The sequence below is a fragment of the Streptomyces sp. NPDC017993 genome, from assembly GCF_044328065.1.
Lineage (GTDB): Bacteria > Actinomycetota > Actinomycetes > Streptomycetales > Streptomycetaceae > Streptomyces.
The window spans coordinates 333,438-352,994 of sequence record NZ_JBIRGO010000007.1 but is presented as its reverse complement, the minus strand read 5'-3'; the positions used below and the strand labels follow the sequence as shown (position 1 = coordinate 352,994).

The following is a 19,557-nucleotide window of genomic DNA, read 5'->3' as shown; positions in this document are numbered from 1 at the left end:
CCGCAGGCTCGCCGATGTACGAGCCGTTCTCACTCAGATGATGGATCACCCGTCGGCCGAATGATCCAGACGACCTTGATCAGGCCAGCGCGACCAGATCCGCGTAGTCCTGGCCCCACAGGTCCTCGACGCCGTCGGGCAGCAGAATGATGCGCTCCGGCTCCAGCGCGTCCACCGCGCCCTCGTCGTGCGACACCAGGACCACGGCGCCCGTGAAGGTGTGCAGCGCGCCGAGAATCTCCTCGCGGCTGGCCGGGTCGAGGTTGTTCGTCGGCTCGTCGAGAAGCAGGACGTTGGCGGAGGAGACGACCAGCGTGGCCAGGGCCAGACGGGTCTTCTCGCCACCGGAGAGCACTCCGGCGGGCTTGTCGACGTCGTCGCCGGAGAAGAGGAAGGAGCCCAGCGTCTTGCGGATGGCGACCAGGTCCATGTCCGGGGCGGCCGAGCGCATGTTCTCCAGGACCGTGCGGTCCGGGTCCAGCGTCTCGTGCTCCTGGGCGTAATAGCCGAGCTTGAGGCCGTGGCCGGGTCGGACCTCGCCGGTGTCCGGGGTCTCGACGCCGGCCAGCAGCCGCAGCAGGGTGGTCTTGCCCGCGCCGTTGAGGCCGAGGATGACGACCCGGGAGCCCTTGTCGATGGCGAGGTCGACGTCGGTGAAGATCTCCAGGGAGCCGTACGACTTCGACAGGCCCTCGGCGGTCAGCGGCGTCTTGCCGCACGGTGCCGGGTCCGGGAAGCGCAGCTTGGCGACCTTGTCGGAGGCCCGCACCGCGTCCAGACCGGCGAGCAGCCGGTCGGCGCGCTTGGCCATGTTCTGCGCGGCGACGGTCTTGGTCGCCTTGGCCCGCATCTTGTCGGCCTGGGAGTTGAGGGCCGCGGCCTTCTTCTCGGCGTTCTGCCGCTCACGCTTGCGGCGCTTCTCGTCGGCCTCGCGCTGCTGCTGGTAGAGCTTCCAGCCCATGTTGTAGATGTCGATGTTCGAGCGGTTGGCGTCGAGGTAGAACACCTTGTTGACAACGGTCTCGACCAGGTCGACGTCGTGGGAGATGACGATGAAGCCGCCGCGATAGGTCTTGAGGTAGTCCCGCAGCCAGACGACGGAGTCGGCGTCGAGGTGGTTGGTCGGCTCGTCGAGGAGGAGGGTGTCGGAGTCCGAGAAGAGGATCCGGGCCAGCTCGACACGGCGCCGCTGACCGCCGGAGAGCGTGTGCAGCGGCTGGCCGAGAATGCGGTCGGGCAGTCCGAGGCTGGCGGCGATGGTCGCGGCCTCCGCCTCGGCCGCGTAACCGCCCTTGGTCAGGAACTCGGTCTCCAGGCGCTCGTACTTCTTCATCGCCTTGTCGCGGGTGGCGCCCTTGCCGTTGGCCATCCGGTCCTCGTTCTCCCGCATCTTGCGGAGCACGGAGTCCAGATCGCGGGCGGAGAGGATGCGGTCGCGGGCGAGCACGTCCAGGTCGCCGGTGCGCGGGTCCTGCGGCAGATAGCCGACGTCGCCGGAGCGGGTGACCGAGCCGGCGGCGGGGACGCCCTCGCCCGCCAGCACCTTGGTGAGGGTGGTCTTGCCGGCGCCGTTGCGGCCGACCAGGCCGATGCGGTCGCCCTTGGCGATACGGAAGGAGGCGGACTCGATGAGCATTCGGGCGCCGGCGCGCAGCTCAAGGCCGGAAGCGGTGATCACGGAAAAACTCCAGGGCAGGAAGACGGCGGATTGGACGGACGGTCCGAGAGCGGTCTGCGCCGTCTAATGAACCCAAAGGAGAACTGCCATACGGGCAGTCTAACGGTGCTGCGCAAGGCATTTTCCCGGCCGGCAGCGGCAGGAGCCGCCCCGTGGGGCGCGGTCGCGCCGTGGGGCGTACGGAGAGGACCGGGCGGCGGAACGCCCTCCGCAGGTCACGCGGCGGTGGTCGCGGCAGGGCCGGCGCGGTCCTGGGGTGCGGTGTCGGACCCGGCTGGAAGACTGTGACGCAGGTCTCGGAAAAAGTTCCGCGGCCCTACCGCAGGGATGGTGAACGACCATGACCGCAGCCCCCACCGGGCCACCGACGATCTACCCGACCGTGCTCTACCGCGACGCCCGGGCGGCGATCCGGCTGCTGACCGACGCCTTCGGCTTCACCCAGGACGCGGTGTACGAGGGCGAGGGCGGTGCGGTGCTGCACGCCGAGCTGTCGTACGGCAACGGCAAGGTGATGCTGGGGTCCAAGGGCCACGGCGGCGTCTTCGACACGGCGATGGGCGATGCCGGCCCCACCGGCGTCTACGTCGTCGTCCAGGACACCGACGCGCACTTCGCACGGGCCGAGGCGGCCGGGGCGGAGATCCTGATGCCGCCCAAGGACCAGGACTACGGCTCTCGCGACTACATGGCCCGGGACGGCGAGGGCAACATCTGGAGCTTCGGGACGTACGTCCCCGGCGCCTCGGCCTGAGGGAGCCACCAGGACGGGGCGAGCCCGCCGGGCGGCGGTGTGCCCGCGAGGGCACACCGATGTGCCGCCGCGCAGGCTCAGACACCGCCCGTGTGGACCTGGAACGCCGCGCGGCGTACGGCCTTGGCGAGCGCCGGGTCCGGGTGTGCGGCGGCGAGCGCGACCAGCACCTGCACGGTGCGCGGGTGCCCGACCGCACGCACCTCGTCCAGCAGCCGAGGCACCGAGCCCTGCACCGCCGAGTCGAGGTGACGGACCAACAACTGGGTCTCCCCGTGGTCGGCGACGGCCGCGGCGGTGTCCACCCAGAGCCAGGTCGACTCCTCCCGGGTGAGCACGTCCGGTGCGGTCTCCGGGTCCCCGCCCTCGTGCTCGACCAGCCACAGCAGGGCGTACGGCCGCAGCGCCGGCTCATCGGCCGCGGCGCGCACGGCGGACTCCGCGGGTGCGCCGACGGCCCGCAGCGCCTCGAAGGCCAGGCCGCGCAGCAGCGCGTCCTCGCCGCGGGCGACGGTCAGCAGTTCCTCGACCGCGGCACCGACGGAGCGGGCAGCGAGCCACGCCCGGTATTCGGTCCTGGCGGGGCCGGGGGTCAGCCGGGCGCAGCCGCGCAGCATCGCCTCCGCGGACTGCTCGATATGGCCGGCCGGGCTCTGCGCGGCGACGCAGATCTGCTCCAGCTTGACCCACACCGACCAGTTCCCGAGCGGCGTCAGCTGCGCCTCGTCGCGGTCACGGTGCTCGCCGGGGGCACCGTCCTGCGGGAACAGCGCCCCGACGGTGGTCAGCGAGTCCAGCGCCCAGTCCAGCAACTCGGCGAGCGAGGCACCGGCGGCCTCGACCACCGCTGCCCCGGCCTCCGCGCCGGCGCCCGTGCGCGGGCCCGGTACGGGCGTCTGCGTCGCCCGGCCCGGGGCCTTGTCCTGTCCGTAGGGGACCTCACAGCGCTCCGTGCGCAGCTCGGCGACGCGCTGGTCGAGCATGTCCAGCAGGACCGGCAGCCGTACCGGGCCGGCCGACAGATGCAGCAGCGACAGCAACTGCGGTACGGCTTCTACGACTTCGGCGACGATCGCGGGGCCGGCGCCGGCCGGCGCGGGGCGGGCCAGCGACCAGGCGTCGAAGAGCGCGACCCAGCCGCGCAGGGCGGCCGTGTCGTCGCGGTCCCAGGCGCGCAGCCGCCAGCCGGGGCGGGCCACGCCGCCGTGCAGCTCGATGAGGCCGGCGAGCCGGGCACGGTCCCAGTCTGCGCGGACCTGCCGCGCGGTGAGCCGCAGGGCCTCGGCGGCGCGCTCCACGTCGGGCGCGGGCAGCGCTCCGTCCGGCCCGGCCCGCAGTCCCGCGCCGGTGCCGCCGGCGCCGTCCGCCCAGCGGGCGAGGCGGGCCGCGCCCGCCAGGACGGCGCGGGCCTGCCGGGCCAGCTCCGCCGGCGGCGGGGTGCCCTCGGGAGGGCGCGGCGCCGGGCGGGCGGCCCGGGTGCTCACCGCCCGGCGGGCGGCCGCAATCGGTTGGCGGGGGACGAGTCGGAGCCGGGAGTCGCGCGGAGTACGGGACGTCACAGGAGCAGTCTTGCCGCTGACGGCCCGAAAGCCCAATCGGAACCCGGGTAGCGCTCCGCGCACGCGGCGCCACCTCGGCGACCCATCCCGGATGTGGGGAGTTGTCCCCCTGTACGTCCGGACGTCACCCGGTCAGGGGCTCCACCGGGCGGGCCGGCCGGGGCGGGCCCCTCTTAGCCGTGGGCCCGGTGGCCTGTGCCTGCGGCGCTGCCGGGTGCTCGGACGCTCCCCGGCTTCCCCCGTCCCTCCCGGTGGCTACATCAGCGGGGTCAGGAAGCGGCGCAGGGCCTCGTCGTAGCTGTCCGGGTCGGCGTTCCACATCGCGGCATGCGGCGCGTGCGGGACCGGTTGAAGGGTGATCAGGTCCTCGCGGCGGGCGGCGAAGGAGCGGGAGGCGGCCCAGGGCGCGACGGTGTCGTCCGGTCCGTGGAAGAGGAGGGCCGGGACGGTCAGCGCGGCGGGATCCACGGCGTCGGCCGGGCGGTCCAGAGGCAGTCCCGTGGCGCCTTCCGCCGCGCGCACGACCAGCGGCAGCAGGGCGCGCGGGACCCGTCGGCCGGCGGCCAGCGCGCGCACCGCGGCCTGCCGGTCGAGGACCGGGGAGTCCAGTACCAGGCCGCTGATCCGGTCGCGCAGCGCGGAGTTGACGGCGGCGCGCAGGGCCATGGTGGCGCCGGTGGACCAGCCGTAGAGAACCACGTCGCGGGCGCCGTAGCGGATGGCGTAGCGGATCGCGGCGTCCAGGTCCCGCCATTCGGAGTCGCCGAGATGGCTGATGCCGTCGGTGGTGCGCGGGGCGCCCACGTCGTTGCGGTAGGCGAGGTCGAGGACCGGGATCTGATGGCGCCACAGGAACGGCATGGCGACCATGGGGTGCTCGCGTGTGGTGCCGAGGCCGTGGGCGGTGATGACCCAGGTGTCGCGGACGCCGGGGACGAACCATGCGGGCAGCGCGCCGAGTTCGCCGGGGATGTCGACGTCGGCGTAGTCGATCCCGAGGGCGTCGCGGGGGTTGCCGATGTGCACCTGCGGGGTCAGCAGCATCCGGGCGCCCGGTGCCAGGATTCCGTGGGTGACCCGCTCCAGTCGGCGTACGACGGTGTCGGCGGGGTGCGGGACGCCGCGGACGACGGGGCCCACCACCGCGTGGCAGCCCGCGCCGGCGAGCCCGTAGGTTCCGGGCCGCAGGGAGGCGAGGGTGCGGGTGAGGGTGATCAGCTGGTCCGTGGCGGAGTGGACCGTGAGACGGGGGTCGCCCGGCAGGGGGTGGTCCGGGGACGGTTTGAGGGCAACATCGCTGGCGTACCGGCCGACCGCCACCGCGGCCGCCCCGGCACCGATCACGGTGGTGGCGGCGACAGCCGCCGCAGTACCCAGGCGCACCATCCCAGTGTGCGGAGGGGAGGGCGGCGGGGCCAGTGGGCGGGAGCGGGCGGGTGACGGATGCCGGGCCCCGGCGTGGTGCAGCGCTGCCGGGCCTACTCCTGGCCGTAGCCGCTCAGCCGCGCGCCGGCCTCGTCGAGCTGACCGGCCGACAGCAGGCCGGGGGTGTGGCCGGGAACGGAGCGGGCGAGGAGCCAGACCCGGCACATCCATTCCAGCTGGGCGGTGCGGTCCAGTGCCTGGCCGAGGCTGTCGCCGTGGACCATGGTGCCGTGGTTCCGCAGCAGGCAGCCGGTCCTGTCGCGCAGCGCGTCCAGCATGTGCCGGGCCAGTTCGTCGCTGCCGTACAGGGCGTAGGGGGCGACCCGGACGGGGCCGCCGAGCGCCGCGGCCATGTAGTGGATCGGCGGGAGTTCGGGGACCAGTGTGGAGACGGCGGTGGCGTGCGGGGCGTGGGTGTGGACGACGGCGGTGGCCGCGGTGGTGCGGTAGACCGCCAGGTGCATGGGGAGTTCGCTGGTGGGCCGCAGGTCGCCAGCCACCTGACGGCCGTCCGGGTCGACCGCGGTGAGGTCGTCCGGGCCGAGCCGGTCGTAGGGGACGCCGCTGGGGGTGACCAGGACGAGGTCGCCGACGCGGACCGAGACATTGCCCGAGGTCCCGACGACCAGGCCGTCGGTGACGGTGCGCCGTGCGGTGGCGACCAGTTCCTGCCAGGCGGCGGCCAGGCGGGGAGCGGAGTCGGGCTGATCCTTCACGGGTCCTCCGGCGCGGTGGCGGCGAAAGCGGATGCGGCGCGCGCCACCGTACGGGCAGGCCGCCTCGGGGCAGGGCGTGGGACCGGCTTCCCGGCATCCGGTATCGGCAGATAACGAAGGATAACGACACTCCCAAAATGATTATCCGTTAAATCCGCCACTCCGGGTAAGCGGCCAACTACTGTCGGGAAGGTCTCCAGACGTCGCCGACCAAGGGGATCCATTGGCCAGTGAGCGCGCTTCCCACCGCATTCCCGCCGACGCCCTGCCGCGGTCCGTGCACCGCCACTCGCGGCTCCCCCGCCCCCGTCCCCGCCACCCCGCCCGCTCCCGGGCCCCTCGGCCCTCCGGCCGTCCGCGCCGGCTGCTGGCCGCGACGCTGCCCGTGGTCGCACTGGCGGGCGTGGCGCTCGTCGGACCCGCGACGCCCGCCACCGCGGACGGCCCGCCGCGCGGACATGACGTCTCCTCGCACCAGAAGAACGTCGACTGGGCAGAAGCCCGGGAGGAGGGCGCACGGTTCGTGTACGTCAAGGCCACCGAGTCGCACGGCTACCGCAGCCCGGCCTTCCGCGAGCAGTACGACGGCGCGCGGGAGGCCGGTCTGCTGCGCGGCGCCTACCACTTCGCGGTGCCGAGCGCGTCGGGCGGCGCGCGGCAGGCGCGCTACTTCCTGCGCAACGGCGGCCGCTGGAAGTCGGACGGCTGGACGCTGCCGCCCGCCCTGGACATCGAGCACAACCCTTACAACTCCAGGCAACCCTGCTACGGGCTGAGCAAGGGCGCGATGGTGCGCTGGATCCGCTCCTTCAGCAAGGAGGTCCGGCGCGAGACCGGCCGCCGGCCGGTGATCTACACGACGACCCGCTGGTGGAACGACTGCACGGGCAGCAGCCGCTCCTTCAGGACCCACCCGCTGTGGCTGGCGAACTGGCACGACGTGCCCGGCCCGCTGCCCGCCGGCTGGTCGATCCCCACCCTCTGGCAGTACGCCGACACGGGGCCGCTTCCGGGGGATCAGGACCGCTGGAACGGCACACTGGGGCAGCTCAAGAAGTTCGCCAGAGGGTGATGCGGAAGTGACGCCTGGGGTACCTCCCCGTGAACCCTGCGGTGGTGTCATCACTCGGCCCGCCCCAGTTCACTTTCCGTTCACCCGCCCTCCGTACGTTTCCGAGCGTCACTGACCATCGAGCTGATTGCCTGGGTGAATGGAACACATCACGCTTCTCATCGGGATCGTGATCGTCACGGCCTTGGTGTTCGACTTTACGAACGGCTTCCACGACACGGCCAACGCGATGGCCACCACCATTTCCACCGGGGCACTGAAGCCCAAGACCGCGGTGGCGATGTCGGCGGTGCTCAACCTCGTCGGAGCATTCCTGTCGGTGGAGGTCGCCAAGACCATCTCCGGCGGCATCATCGACGAAGGTGCCGGCATCAGACCTGAAGTGATCTTCGCCGGCCTGGTCGGCGCGATCGTCTGGAACCTCCTGACCTGGCTCGCCGGGCTCCCCTCCAGCTCCTCCCACGCCCTGTTCGGCGGCCTGATCGGCGCGACCCTGGTGTCCGTCGGCACCAGCGGAGTGCACGCCGACGCCGTCGTGATGAAGGTCCTCATCCCGGCCGTGGCCGCCCCGGTCGTCGCCGGTCTCGCCGCGACGGCCGCGACCCGGCTCACCTACCGGCTGGCCCGCAACCGCGACGAGGCGGACACCGCCAAGGGCTACCGCGCCGGCCAGATCGCCTCGGCCGCCCTGGTCTCGCTCGCCCACGGCACCAACGACGCGCAGAAGACGATGGGCGTGATCACCCTCGCGCTGATCACCGGTGGTGTGGTCGCCCCGCACGCCGACCCGCCGCTGTGGGTCATCGCCTCGGCCGGTGTCGCCATCGCGCTCGGCACCTACCTGGGCGGCTGGCGGATCATCCGCACGATGGGCAAGGGCATCACCGACATCCAGCCGCCGCAGGGCTTCGCCGCCCAGACCGGCGCCGCGGCCACCATCCTGGCCTCCTCCCACCTCGGCTTCGCGCTCTCCACCACCCAGGTCTGCTCCGGCTCCGTGATGGGCTCGGGCCTGGGCCGCAAGGGCGGCGTGGTGCGCTGGTCCACCGCCGGCCGGATGGTGCTGGCCTGGGGCCTGACGCTGCCCGCCGCCGGTCTGGTCGCGGCGGGCGCCGCCTTCCTGGCCGTGCAGGGTGACTGGGGCGTGGCGACGGTCGCGGTCCTCGGACTCACCGTCTGCGGCGCGATCTGGGTCGCCTCCCGGCGCAAGCCGGTCGACCACACCAACGTCAACGAGGCACCCGCCGCGGAGCCGGTGGGCGTGGTGACGGCGGCGCTGCAGAGCGTCTCCCCTCCCCCGGCGAGCACGCCGGCCCCCCTCGCCGAGGAACGTGAGCACGGCACCGCCGCGGTCCCGACCGCCGCCCACCGTGCCGCGGCCGCGACCGCAGCCAGCCGCTAGCGGCCCTCACCTAAGGAACACGCAATGAACATCGAATGGGCAGCTCTCGGCCAGGTCTTCGGCGTCAGCCTCGTGGTGACGGTCGGGATCGTGGGCCTGTTCACCGTCGGCATCGTCGGTACGTCCCGCAAGCCGCGCCAGGAGGGCGGGGCGGCCGTGGCCTCCGCGCCCGGTGTGGGCGCGCGGGCCGGCGCGGTGGTCGCCTTCGCACTGTGCGCGGCGGCCGTGTCCTACGGCATCTACCTCATCGTCGCCGGCTGACCCGGCAGGACGAGGGATTCCACCGGACGAGGCGTTCGGCGGACCGCGGCATCAGCCGCGGCCGCTGAGCGCCTCGTCCGCTTCTCTGGCCAGGGCATCGGCGATGGCGGTGCCGCCGCGGCTGTTGAGGTATTCGGAGACCCGCAGCTGCACGACCTTGCTGAAGGTCTGGTAGTGGGCGGAGCGCGGGCGCGGCTCGGCGGCCCGTAGCGCCGCGTACAGCGTCCGGGTGTACGGCGGCTCCTGGTCGGGGCGCTGCACCGGCTGCCGGGTGGCGCCGTGTTCCGCGCGCTCGGCGTCCCCGGGCGGCAGGGGGCAGTCGGGCGCCTTCTCGGGAGCGCGGTAGGCCGAGTCGCGGGTCGCGGCGAATCCCCGCTCCAGGAGGCAGCGCTCACTGCCCGGACCGGTCAGTGCCTCGATCAGCCGGCGGGCGCCTTCCGGGTGGGAGCTGGTCGCGGAGATCGCGAGGTTCTGCCCGCCCAGTACGGACATCCGCTTGCCGTCGGTGGGGCGGCCGGGCAGCTCGGCGACGTCGAACTGGACGCCCGCCTCAAGTTTCTCGGCGACCGAGGCGTACTCCACCGGCCAGTTACGCATGAACAGCGCCCGGCCGTCGGCGAACCAGCGGCGGCTCTCGGTCTCGTCCATCGTCGTGGCCTCGTGGGGCATGATCGAATCGAGCCGGTCCTTGACGTCGGCGACGCCCTGCTGGAGCGCGCCGACCTGCTCGCCCTTGGTGAAGCTGGTCGCCTCCGGAGCGCCGCCGTTGGCCCAGGCCGACTCCAGGGTGTTGACCGTCAGCCCTTCGTACGGCCGCAACTGGGCGACCATGCCGTACATCTCCGGGACGGCCTCGGCGTCCTCCCCCGCCTTCTTGGCGGCCTTCGCGTCCTTCGCGGCCTTGCGGTTGTAGGCGTCGGCGACCTGGGCGGCCACGTTCTTCAGCTCGCCCCAGTTGGTGGGGGGCCGGTCGTAGCCGTAGTCGTGGAGGATGTCCTTGCGGTAGTAGAGCAGCCCGGCATCGGTGTTGAAGGGCACGCCCCACACCTTGCCCGCGTGCTCGACGGTCTTGACCACGCTGTCGAGGAAATCGGCGTCGAGGCTCGCGCCCCAGGGCCGGATGACGCCCGCCTCGGCGAACTCGGCGGTCCAGGCCACGTCGAGGTTCAGCACGTCGTAGCCGCTGTTGCCGGACTGGCCGGAGGCCAGCAGCTGGCTGCGCTGGCCGTCCGCGGTGTCCGGCAGCTTGACGATCCGCACGGTGCGGCCGGTGCGCCGCTCCCAGTCGAGGATGAGGTCCTGGCGCACACCGGAGCTGCTGAGGTCGCTGCCGGTGGCGAGGACGATCGCGCCCTTCTCCGGGGTGGGCTGCGGCCCGGACGTACAGCCACTGGCCGCCGCCGTCAGCGTCAGGCACGCCAGGGCGGTGGGCAGCCCGGCGCGCCGGGCCCTCACCGGCCGTCCTTTCCGGCCGTGCCGACGGAGGCGACCAGTCCGGCCAGCAGGTCGGGGGCGTCCGGACCGCCCGGCACGCACTGGCCCCTGGAGGCACCGGCAAGTCCCTGGAGGACGAAGGAGTCGCAGCCTGCCTTGCCCATGACGAGGGTGAGGACGGGCACCTCGGGTCCCTTCTTGAGAAGTGTGTTGAGGGTCTGCTCCACGCCCGCCGCCCGCCGTGCGGCGCCGTCGTCCTGGTCGAGGATGAGCACGATCGCGTTGTTGGTGCCGGTCGACTTCTTCATCTCCCGTACGGCGGCGGTCAGTGCCTCCTGCATGGCCGCTCCGTGCTCGACCAGCTCCCCCTTGGCGATGCGGTCCAGGGCGGCCTTGCCCGGGGCGGGGTCGGCGGTGCCCAGCGGGACGGTCCGGCGTACCGCGCCGGGATCGGTGGGGTGCGCGCCGTCGGGGAAGGTCCACAGCCCGTAGGTGTGGTGGGTGCCCACCATCTCCAGGGCGCGGCCGGCCGCGCTGAGGGCGACCGGGAGTTTTCCGCCCTCCGCCATCGAGGTGGAGGTGTCCATGAGAATCAGCAGCCGGCTGGACTTCTGCGCCTTGTCGTAGCCGTCCAGCACCCGTGTCACCTGATCGCCGCCCGCGGTGAAAGGGGTGACCGGCGCGTCGAGGTCGGCGTCCGCGCGGTGGTCGGTCAGCGGCGAGTCCGGTACCGGGTCCGGCGCCTTGCCGTCCTTGCCGGGCACCGCGCGGTAACCCTGCCTGCTGAGGATGCGCCGGCCGCCCTCGGGGTCCCGGAGCCAGTCGCCGAAGCGGCCGACGGCGTCCTGGCGTGGCGCGGCGTCGGCGGCGCCCTGCCAGTCCACCCGGATCAGCGGGTGGTCGAGCGCCGGGACGTTCTTGGGGTAGTAGGCGGCGTACCGGTCACCGGGGGCGAGCGCGTTCCCCAGGGCGGGACAGCTGCCGACGGCGCGGCCGAGGTTGAAGTCGGCGAGGGACTTCTCCGAGACCAGGGGTGCCGCCCCCTTTCCACGGCCGGTGCCGGGGCGGCCGTCCTGACCGGTGGGCCGCAGGGAGCACAGCAGCTCGGTGCTGCCCGCGTACTGGCTGCCCGGGGCGGAGAGCCGGCGCTCGGCGTCGCGGGCGAGGGTGGGGTCGGGGCCACCCGCGGGACCGATCCGAGAGCCGTCGTTGGCGAGATAGAGGCCGATGGTGTGCAGCAGGCCGGTGCCGGACAGGACGGGGCTGGGGCGCAGCAGTCGAAGGTCGCGGTGGTCGCTGTCGGTGCCGGTGAGGATGTCCTGCCAGGACGCACCGACCTGTTCGACGTCGTCGAGCCGCTGGTTCGCCGGGATGCCGACGACGAGCGGGGTGTAGGCCACCGGGCCGGTGTGGTGCAGGGTCACGGGCGAACCGGTGGCGGGCATGCCGCGGCGGACCTCCTCGTAGTCGGCGCTGGATTCGGGGATCCACAGGTCCGGCTGCGGCCCCGGCCTGTTGAGGGGGTCGGTGCCCTTGGTGGACGGCTTGCCCTTGCCGGTTCCGTGAGCCGCGCCCTGCCAGCGGTCGGCGGCGGCGAAGCCCTGGTCGACCTGATCCTTGGCCGCGGAGTAGACGGTGATCTGGGCGCGCCGGCAGCCGTCTGGGACGTCGTCCTCGCCGTGCAGCGGACGGGTGTTGAGGTCGGACATCTCGTAGGCGAAGGCCGCCTGGCGCAGGGCCGGTTCCGATTCGGGGGCGGTGAGCAGGCGCAGTTCGAGGGCGGGCGGGCAGGCCGGGTCCGTCCGCAGGAGCTGGAAGGCGACGAGACCGGCCGCGGAGAGTCCGAGGACGGCCACCAGGGCGACGATGACCCGCAGCCAGCGGCTGAGACGCTGCTTCAGCCACCTGCGCCATCGGATGCGCAGCGGGGTAGGGGGCCGGACCTCGGGGGTGGCGAAGGAGAGGATGACGTCGTCGACGGTGTTCTGCTTGGCCGAGCGGGGCTCCCAGACGTCGCCCATCGGTGTCCGCTCGTGGGCGAGCCGCTCGCGCAGTGTCCGGACGAGGTCCTCGAAGGTGACGAAGCGCTCGCCGGGTATGCCGCGTTCGAGGATCTGCACGACGGCGCGGGTGAAGAGGGAGCCGCCGGCCGGTTCGTCGCCGCTGAAGATCCGGCGGTTGGGCTGCGCGGCCATCAGCAGGGACATGGGTTTGCGACGGGAGTGGAAGGTCTCGTCGGCGTTGCCGGAGTAGCAGCACTCCAGCAGGATCACGATCCGGTCGGCGCGTGCGCTGTCGAGGTAGGACAGCACCATGTCCTGCCAGGACACCGCCTTGTGACGCTGGCGGGTGTCCGACATACCGACCATGAGCTGCAGGTCGCCGCCGTCGCGACCGACCCACCCGTGGCCGGAGAAGTGCACCAGCAGCAGGCCGCGCGCCTCGTCGGTGACGGCGTCCAGGGCCTGCTCCAGCTCCCAGGGCTCCTGCGGGCGGCAGATGACGACTTCCTCGTCGGTGAACAGGTCGGTGCCCGGGTCGATCAGGACACGCTTGAGCTCCTCTGCGTTCGCCTCCACTGCGGGGAGTGCGGATAAATTCTTGTAGTCGCTGACACAGATCAGCAGCGCCCGGTTGATCTTGCCCCGCGCGTCGTAGAGGGACATCCGGCTCAGTCCTCGCCGGCGCTGCCGCCCTCGGTCGACCGGCTTGCGGGGTCGGGGCGTTCGGGGGCCGTGCCGCGCGGGCCCGGGTCACCGACCGGTGCCAGCCCGCCGTCACCGCCGACGGCCACGGCCGGCTGCTCCCCCGCCGCCCGTTCCTCCCTGCGGCGCCGCAGCCACTCCCGCAGGGCGATGCTGAGGCTCTTGGTGACCTCGGCGGCGACCGTGCCGATGAGGACCAGGACCAGATCGTCGATGCCGATGGCCATGTCCCCGAGGTCGCGTTCGTCCGCGGCGCCGTCGCCGTCGGTCGGGCGCGGCCGCAGCGTCCAGTCGTGTCGCTGGTGCGCCAGCCACGGCTCACGCTCCAGCCACGCCTTGAGATCCTCGATGTCCTGATGTGCGTTGTTCGTGCCCGTGACCCTGATGCGGATCTCGTGACGGTCAGCCTTGTCCGGCATCCCCCGACCCCCTTCCGGCGGCGCCATCGCCCGCCGTGCCACCAGATAGTGACGTGGGATCAGGTGCGGGGGCAACCGTCCGTGACCCCCGGAGCACCCTGTGGTGTGTGCCACAGTGCCTGCCACAGGGCTGCGTCGCAGGTCAAGAGTGAGTTGACGGGCATTCGTGGGGCGTGGTGGACTGCCGGAGCCATTCGGCGACAGATGAGGAAGTCCGGTGAGAATCCGGCGCGGTCCCGCCACTGTCACCGGGGAGCGTTCCTCCAGGAGAGGTCACGGCCCGTCACGCGCAGACCCGTCAGGTCGCGTGCGTACGGGCTGGAAGGCCGGGGGAGACGCCGATCCGGGAGCCAGGAGACTCTCGTCGCCGTCACGTCGAGCCAGGGCGCGGACCCTGAGTGAGGACATACCGCCATGCCCGGCCGCAGTTCGAGATCCCCGTTGAGCTACGCCGCAGCATCCCTTCGAGGACTGACGGCGGCCTGATCCGATGCGTGCCGAACACGCCACGTACGCGTGCGGCGCGGCCCTCGGCTTTCTCGGCGACCTGATCGCGGCGGATCCCCGGCGCGGCCATCCGGTGGCCGCGTTCGGCCGGGCCGCGGGTGCCGTCGAGCGCCGGCTGTGGCGCGACCACCGTGGCAACGGAGCGGCCCACGCCCTGCTGTGCGCGGGCGGCACGGCCGTCGGCGCCGCGCTCTTGCAGCGCGCCGTACGCGGCCCCCTGTCATCGCCTCCTTCCGCCTCAGCTCCTCCCGCCGGTGGCGTCCGCGCCCGTACCGCCGCGGGCGTGGCACTCACCGCGGCGACGGTCTGGGCCGTGCTGGGCGGCACCTCGCTGGGCCGGGAGGCGCGGGCCATCGGCGGCGCGCTGACCGCGGGCGATCCGGACCTGGCGCGGGAGCGTCTGCCGCATCTGTGCGGGCGCGACCCGCAGGCTCTGGACGAGCCGCAGATGGCGCGCGCGGTGGTCGAGTCGGTCGCGGAGAACACGTCGGACGCGGTGGTGGGCGCCCTGGTATGGGGTGCGCTGGGCGGTGTGCCCGGCCTGGTGGCGTTCCGGGCGGTGAACACCCTGGACGCGATGGTGGGTCATAAATCGCCCCGCTACCGTCGGTTCGGCTGGGCATCGGCCCGGCTCGACGACGTGGCCGGCTGGCCCGGGGCCCGGCTGACCGCCGCCCTCACGGTGCTCGCGGGCCCCGACCGGCGCGGCGCGCTGAACGCCTGGCGGGCCGACGGCGGCGCGCACCCGAGCCCCAACGCGGGCCCGGTGGAGGCGTCGTTCGCGGGCGCGCTGGGAGTCCGGCTGGGCGGCACGCTGGCGTACGGCGGGCGGGTGGAGCACCGTCCGGTGCTCAACGGTGCGGCGCGCCCGGTGGGCGTGCCCGACATCGAGCGGGCGGTCCGGCTCTCGCGCCGGGTGAGCGTGCTGGCGCTGGCGACGACGGTCGCGGGCCGGCTCGCGGTGGGCGCGGTCCGGGCGGCGCGGGCGCGCGGCCGGGCGGCGGGTAGGGCACGGCTCACGGCACAGCGATGCCCCGGCAGATGAGGAGGACCCGGTGACGGGACGGTTCGAGGTGTCCGGCGGCGCCATCGGCGGTGGCCTGCTGGTGGCCGGTACGACGTCCGACGCGGGCAAGAGCGTGGTCACGGCCGGCATCTGCCGGTGGCTGGTCCGCCAGGGCGTCCGGGTGGCGCCGTTCAAGGCGCAGAACATGTCGCTGAACTCGTTCGTGACGCGCGAGGGCGCGGAGATCGGGCGGGCGCAGGCGATGCAGGCGGCGGCCGCCCGGGTCGAGCCGACGGCGCTGATGAATCCGGTGCTGCTCAAGCCCGGCAGCGACCGCAGCAGCCAGGTGGTGCTGCTGGGCAAGCCGGTCGGCGAGCTGAGCGCCACGGGATACTTCGGCCACCCCGGGGCCCCGGCCGGCGGGCGGACGACCGACGGCGGGACGCCGGGCGGCGAGGGACCGTACGCGGGGCGGCGCGAAGCGCTGCTGGGCACGGTCACGGACTGCCTCCAGGAGCTGCGGCGCACCCATGACGCGGTGATCTGCGAGGGCGCGGGCAGCCCCGCTGAGATCAATCTGCGGCGGACCGACATCGTCAACATGGGCATCGCGCGCGCCGGCCGGCTGCCCGTCGTCGTGGTCGGGGACATCGACAGGGGCGGGGTGTTCGCCTCCTTCTTCGGCACCACGGCGCTGCTGTCGAAGGAGGACCAGGCGCTGATCGCCGGCTATGTCGTCAACAAGTTCCGCGGCGATGTGACGCTGCTGGAGCCGGGGTTGGAGATGCTGCGCGGCCTCACCGGCCGGCCGACGCTGGGCGTGCTGCCCTTCGCCCACGGGCTCGGCATCGACGAGGAGGACGGTCTGCGGGTCTCGCTGCGCGGCGCGGTCCGCGAGAGCGTGGTGGCGCCGCCGCACGGCGCCGACGTCCTGCGGGTCGCGGTCGCCGCGGTGCCGCTGATGTCCAACTTCACGGACGTGGACGCGCTGGCCGCCGAACCGGGCGTGGTGGTCCGCTTCGTGGACCGGGCCGAGGAGCTGGCCGACGCGGACCTGGTGGTGCTGCCCGGCACCCGGGGCACGGTCCGGGCACTTGCGTGGCTGCGCGAGCGAGGTCTGGCGGACGCGATCGCACGCCGGGCCGCCGAGGGCCGTCCGGTGCTGGGCATCTGCGGCGGGTTCCAGATGCTCGGTGAGCACATCGACGACGAGGTCGAGTCGCGGGCGGGCGCGGTGCCCGGCCTCGGGCTGCTGCCCGTCCGGGTGCGCTTCGCCGTGGAGAAGACGCTGGCACGCCCGGTCGGGCAGGCGCTGGGCGAGCCCGTGGAGGGGTACGAGATCCACCACGGGGTGGCCGAAGTCAACGGCGGGCAGACGTTCATCTCCGATGGCCGAGGGCAGAGTCTGGACGGGTGCCGGGTCGGCTCGGTGTGGGGCACCCACTGGCACGGCTCGCTGGAGAGCGACGCGTTCCGGCGGGCCTTTCTGCGGCAGGTCGCGGCGGACGCGGGCCGGGCCTTCGTGCCGGCCCCGGACACCAGCTTCGGCACGTTGCGCGAGGAGCAGCTGGACCGGCTCGGCGATCTGATCGAGGAGCACGCGGACACCGACGCGCTGCTGCGGCTGATCGAGGAGGGGGTGCCGCAGGGGCTGCCGTTCGTCCCTCCGGGCGCGCCGTGAGGAGCCGGCGGACAAGGACGTACCACCCCCGTGGAAGCGGGGGCCACAGCGCCATGGCGGCCGGGGCCGCGGTGGCAGATCACGTGCGCGGGCGTATTGCGCCCGCAGGAGGCATCAACGCATGACCACGACCCCCAACTATCCCTTCACCGCGGTAGTCGGCATGGACGATCTCCGGCTGGCGCTGCTGCTGAACGCGGTCAGCCCCGCGGTCGGCGGTGTGCTGGTGCGTGGCGAGAAGGGCACCGCCAAGAGCACGGCGGTGCGCGCCCTGTCGTCGCTGATGCCGCCCGTGGACGTGATCACCGGCTGCCGCTTCTCCTGCGCCCCGGTCTCACCGGACCCGGCCTGCCCGGACGGGCCGCACGAGACGGGTGCGGGTGAGGACCGGCCGACGCGGATGGTCGAACTGCCCGTCGGCGCCTCGGAGGACCGGCTGGTGGGCGCGCTGGACATCGAACGGGCGCTGTCGGAGGGCGTCAAGGCTTTCGAGCCCGGACTGCTGGCCGACGCGCACCGCGGCGTGCTCTACGTCGACGAGGTCAACCTGCTCCACGACCACCTCGTGGACCTGCTGCTGGACGCGGCGGCGATGGGCGCCTCTTACGTGGAGCGCGAGGGCGTCTCGGTACGGCACGCGGCGCGCTTCCTGCTCGTGGGCACCATGAACCCCGAAGAGGGCGAGCTGCGGCCGCAGTTGCTGGACCGCTTCGGCCTGACCGTCGAGGTCGCGGCCTCCCGTGAGCCGGAGCGGCGCGTCGAGGTCGTCCGGCGCCGGCTGGCGTACGACGCGGACCCGGCGGGCTTCGCGGCGCGCTGGGCGGACGAGGAGGACGAGCTGCGCCTGCGCATCACGGCGGCACGGGAGTTGCTGCCCGCCGTGACACTCGGGGACGCGGCGCTCCGGCAGATCGCCGCGACCTGCGCCGCGTTCGAGGTGGACGGGATGCGCGCGGACATCGTGATGGCGCGCACCGCGACCGCGCTGGCGGCCTGGGCGGGGCGGACCGACGTACTGGCCGAGGACGTCCGGCAGGCCGCGCTCCTGGCGCTGCCGCACCGCCGGCGCCGTAACCCCTTCGACGCGCCGGGCCTGGACGAGGACAAACTGGACGAGACGCTGGAGGAGTTCGGCGGGTCGGACGGCGACGACGACCCGGAGCCGGACGGTCCGGACGACGGGCCCGACGGCGGACCCGACGGCCCGGAGGGCGGCCCTGACGGCGGCCCGGACGGCCCCGGTGGGCAGCCGCCGCAGGACGGCGGGCCCGACGGCCGCGACGATCGGACGCCCCCCGCCGGCCCGGAGCCGGAGTCGGGCGCGGCGGACCCGGCCGACACCGGCGCCCCGGCCCCCGAGCAGTCCGCCGAACAGCCCCCCACTAGCCCCGGCGCGCAGCGCGCGGCGGTGGGGGCGGCCGAGCCGTTCACCACGCGGCGGCTGGACGTTCCCGGACTGGGCGAGGGCGCGGACGGCCGCAGGTCCCGGGCCCGTACCGCGCACGGCCGGACCACCGGCGCCCGGCGCCCGCAGGGGTCGTTGAGCAAGCTGCACCTGGCCGCGACCGTGCAGGCCGCGGCGCCGCACCAGCGTGCCCGCGGGCGCAGCGGGCGGGGCCTGGTGGTGCGCCGGGACGATCTGCGCGAGGCGGTGCGCGAGGGCCGGGAGGGCAATCTCGTGCTGTTCGTCGTGGACGCGTCCGGTTCGATGGCGGCCCGGCAGCGGATGAGCGCGGTCAAGGGCGCGGTCCTCTCGCTGCTGCTCGACGCCTACCAGCGCCGCGACAAGATCGGCATGATCACGTTCCGCGGGAAGGGCGCAGAGCTGGCGCTGCCGCCGACCTCCTCGGTGGAGGCGGGCGCGGCGCGGCTTGAGCAGCTGCCCACCGGCGGCCGTACGCCGCTGTCGGAGGGTCTGCTCAAGGCCCATGACGTGCTGCGGGTGGAGCGGATGCGGGACGCCTCGCGCCGGCCGCTGCTCGTGGTCGTCACGGACGGCCGCGCCACCGGTGGCGACCAGCCCTTGCCGCGGGCCACCCGCGCGGGCCGGCTGCTGGCCTCGGAGGGCGTCGCGTCGGTCGTCGTGGACTGCGAGTCGGGGCCGGTCCGGCTGGGGTTGGCGGGCGAGCTGGCCCGGGCACTCCAGGGCACCGCGGTCACCCTCGACGAGCTGCGCGCGGACAGCGTCTCGGCGCTCGTCCGCGAGGTGCAGGGAAGCCATGGCGGGCACGCCGCGCGGTCGGGCCCGGGCAGCCGCGGCCGGGCCGGTATGCAGGAAGTGACCGGCGGCAGGACCGCCCGCACCACTGATCACACTCAAGGATCCCGGAGGGTCGCGTAATGCCGCAGGGACAGCCGTCCGTCGTACCGAACGACGGACTCACCACCCGCCAGCGCCGCAATCGGCCACTGGTCTTCGTCCACACGGGCGTCGGCAAGGGCAAGTCCACCGCCGCCTTCGGTCTGGCGCTGCGCGCCTGGAACCAGGGCTGGCCGGTCGGGGTGTTCCAGTTCGTGAAGTCGGCGAAGTGGAAGGTCGGCGAGGAGCGCGCGCTGAAGGTGCTCGGCGCGACCGGCGAGGGCGGCAGCGTCGCCTGGCACAAGATGGGCGAGGGCTGGTCCTGGGTGCAGCGCGACATCGCCTCCAGCGAGGACGCGGCGCGCGAGGGCTGGGAGCAGGTCAAGCGGGACCTCGCCGCCGAGACCTACAAGCTGCTGGTGCTGGACGAGTTCGCCTACCCGATGCACTGGGGCTGGATCGACACCGAGGAGGTCGTGTCGGTGCTGCGCGACCGCCCGGGTACGCAGCACGTCGTCATCACGGGCCGCAACGCCCCTCAGCCCCTGGTGGACTTCGCCGATCTGGTGACGGACATGTCCAAGGTCAAGCACCCGATGGACGAGGGCCAGAAGGGCCAGCGGGGCATCGAATGGTGAG

General features: G+C 73.5%; 15 protein-coding genes and 1 riboswitch. Of the genes, 8 read left to right on the top strand and 7 right to left on the bottom strand.

Going from position 1 to position 19,557, the window contains the following annotated elements:
* Nucleotides 1-79 precede the first annotated feature (79 nt).
* Nucleotides 80-1,678 (bottom strand): ABC-F family ATP-binding cassette domain-containing protein, encoded by a 1,599-nt coding sequence (locus ACH4FH_RS15670; RefSeq protein ID WP_398556351.1) that lies wholly within the window; start codon nucleotides 1,676-1,678, stop codon nucleotides 80-82.
* Nucleotides 1,679-2,018: 340 nt separating this feature from the next.
* Here ACH4FH_RS15670 and ACH4FH_RS15665 point away from each other — a divergent pair, with 340 nt between their 5' ends.
* Nucleotides 2,019-2,432 (top strand): VOC family protein, encoded by a 414-nt coding sequence (locus ACH4FH_RS15665; RefSeq protein WP_398556350.1) that lies wholly within the window; start codon nucleotides 2,019-2,021, stop codon nucleotides 2,430-2,432.
* A 77-nt stretch (nucleotides 2,433-2,509) separates the two neighbouring features.
* On the opposite strand, the gene ACH4FH_RS15660 is transcribed toward ACH4FH_RS15665, so the two are convergent.
* The 3 genes from ACH4FH_RS15660 to ACH4FH_RS15650 all read right to left on the bottom strand — a co-directional run bounded on the left by ACH4FH_RS15660 (nucleotide 2,510) and on the right by ACH4FH_RS15650 (nucleotide 6,132).
* The gene (locus tag ACH4FH_RS15660) at nucleotides 2,510-3,991 is read right to left on the bottom strand and encodes a hypothetical protein (RefSeq protein ID WP_398556349.1); all 1,482 of its coding nucleotides are present in this window, start codon (nucleotides 3,989-3,991) and stop codon (nucleotides 2,510-2,512) included.
* A gap of 255 nt (nucleotides 3,992-4,246) precedes the next feature.
* Nucleotides 4,247-5,374: an alpha/beta hydrolase gene (locus ACH4FH_RS15655; protein ID WP_398556348.1), complete on the bottom strand. Its 1,128-nt coding sequence runs from the start codon at nucleotides 5,372-5,374 to the stop codon at nucleotides 4,247-4,249.
* A gap of 95 nt (nucleotides 5,375-5,469) precedes the next feature.
* Nucleotides 5,470-6,132, bottom strand: coding sequence for a class II aldolase/adducin family protein (locus ACH4FH_RS15650; protein ID WP_398556347.1), 663 nt, complete (start codon nucleotides 6,130-6,132; stop codon nucleotides 5,470-5,472).
* Between the two features lie 277 nt (nucleotides 6,133-6,409).
* Here ACH4FH_RS15650 and ACH4FH_RS15645 point away from each other — a divergent pair, with 277 nt between their 5' ends.
* The 3 genes from ACH4FH_RS15645 to ACH4FH_RS15635 all read left to right on the top strand — a co-directional run bounded on the left by ACH4FH_RS15645 (nucleotide 6,410) and on the right by ACH4FH_RS15635 (nucleotide 8,867).
* A complete protein-coding gene (locus tag ACH4FH_RS15645) occupies nucleotides 6,410-7,204 on the top strand; it encodes a lysozyme (RefSeq protein WP_398556422.1) in 795 nt (264 codons plus the stop codon).
* Between the two features lie 139 nt (nucleotides 7,205-7,343).
* Entirely contained in the window at nucleotides 7,344-8,606 is a 1,263-nt protein-coding gene (locus ACH4FH_RS15640; protein WP_398556346.1) for an anion permease, read from the top strand.
* Nucleotides 8,607-8,630: 24 nt separating this feature from the next.
* Nucleotides 8,631-8,867 (top strand): hypothetical protein, encoded by a 237-nt coding sequence (locus tag ACH4FH_RS15635; protein ID WP_398556345.1) that lies wholly within the window; start codon nucleotides 8,631-8,633, stop codon nucleotides 8,865-8,867.
* A 51-nt stretch (nucleotides 8,868-8,918) separates the two neighbouring features.
* Here the strand turns inward: ACH4FH_RS15635 and ACH4FH_RS15630 are convergent, their stop codons facing one another.
* Genes ACH4FH_RS15630 through ACH4FH_RS15620 form a run of 3 tightly spaced genes read right to left on the bottom strand, consistent with a single transcriptional unit; the run spans nucleotide 8,919 to nucleotide 13,425 of the window.
* Entirely contained in the window at nucleotides 8,919-10,322 is a 1,404-nt protein-coding gene (locus tag ACH4FH_RS15630) for an extracellular solute-binding protein (protein ID WP_398556344.1), read from the bottom strand.
* Nucleotides 10,319-12,967, bottom strand: coding sequence for a caspase family protein (locus tag ACH4FH_RS15625; protein ID WP_398556343.1), 2,649 nt, complete (start codon nucleotides 12,965-12,967; stop codon nucleotides 10,319-10,321). The genes ACH4FH_RS15630 and ACH4FH_RS15625 overlap by 4 nt, the downstream gene beginning before the upstream one ends.
* Nucleotides 12,968-12,972: 5 nt before the next feature.
* Nucleotides 12,973-13,425 carry a hypothetical protein gene (locus ACH4FH_RS15620; RefSeq protein ID WP_398556342.1) on the bottom strand — a complete coding sequence of 151 codons (453 nt, stop codon included), beginning with the start codon at nucleotides 13,423-13,425 and terminating at the stop codon, nucleotides 12,973-12,975.
* Nucleotides 13,426-13,629: 204 nt separating this feature from the next.
* A riboswitch (cobalamin riboswitch) is annotated at nucleotides 13,630-13,786 on the top strand.
* Nucleotides 13,787-13,915: 129 nt separating this feature from the next.
* Between ACH4FH_RS15620 and ACH4FH_RS15615 the strand changes: the two genes are divergently transcribed.
* From ACH4FH_RS15615 to cobO, 4 genes are all read left to right on the top strand, one after another.
* Nucleotides 13,916-14,977, top strand: coding sequence for a cobalamin biosynthesis protein (locus tag ACH4FH_RS15615; protein WP_398556341.1), 1,062 nt, complete (start codon nucleotides 13,916-13,918; stop codon nucleotides 14,975-14,977).
* Between the two features lie 43 nt (nucleotides 14,978-15,020).
* Complete coding sequence (locus ACH4FH_RS15610) at nucleotides 15,021-16,619, top strand: cobyric acid synthase (RefSeq protein WP_398556421.1); 1,599 nt, start codon at nucleotides 15,021-15,023, stop codon at nucleotides 16,617-16,619.
* Nucleotides 16,620-16,740: 121 nt separating this feature from the next.
* A complete protein-coding gene (locus tag ACH4FH_RS15605) occupies nucleotides 16,741-18,960 on the top strand; it encodes a putative cobaltochelatase (protein WP_398556340.1) in 2,220 nt (739 codons plus the stop codon).
* The gene (gene cobO / locus ACH4FH_RS15600; RefSeq protein WP_398556339.1) at nucleotides 18,960-19,556 is read left to right on the top strand and encodes a cob(I)yrinic acid a,c-diamide adenosyltransferase; all 597 of its coding nucleotides are present in this window, start codon (nucleotides 18,960-18,962) and stop codon (nucleotides 19,554-19,556) included. The genes ACH4FH_RS15605 and cobO overlap by 1 nt, the downstream gene beginning before the upstream one ends.
* The last annotated feature ends 1 nt before the right edge of the window (nucleotide 19,557 follow it).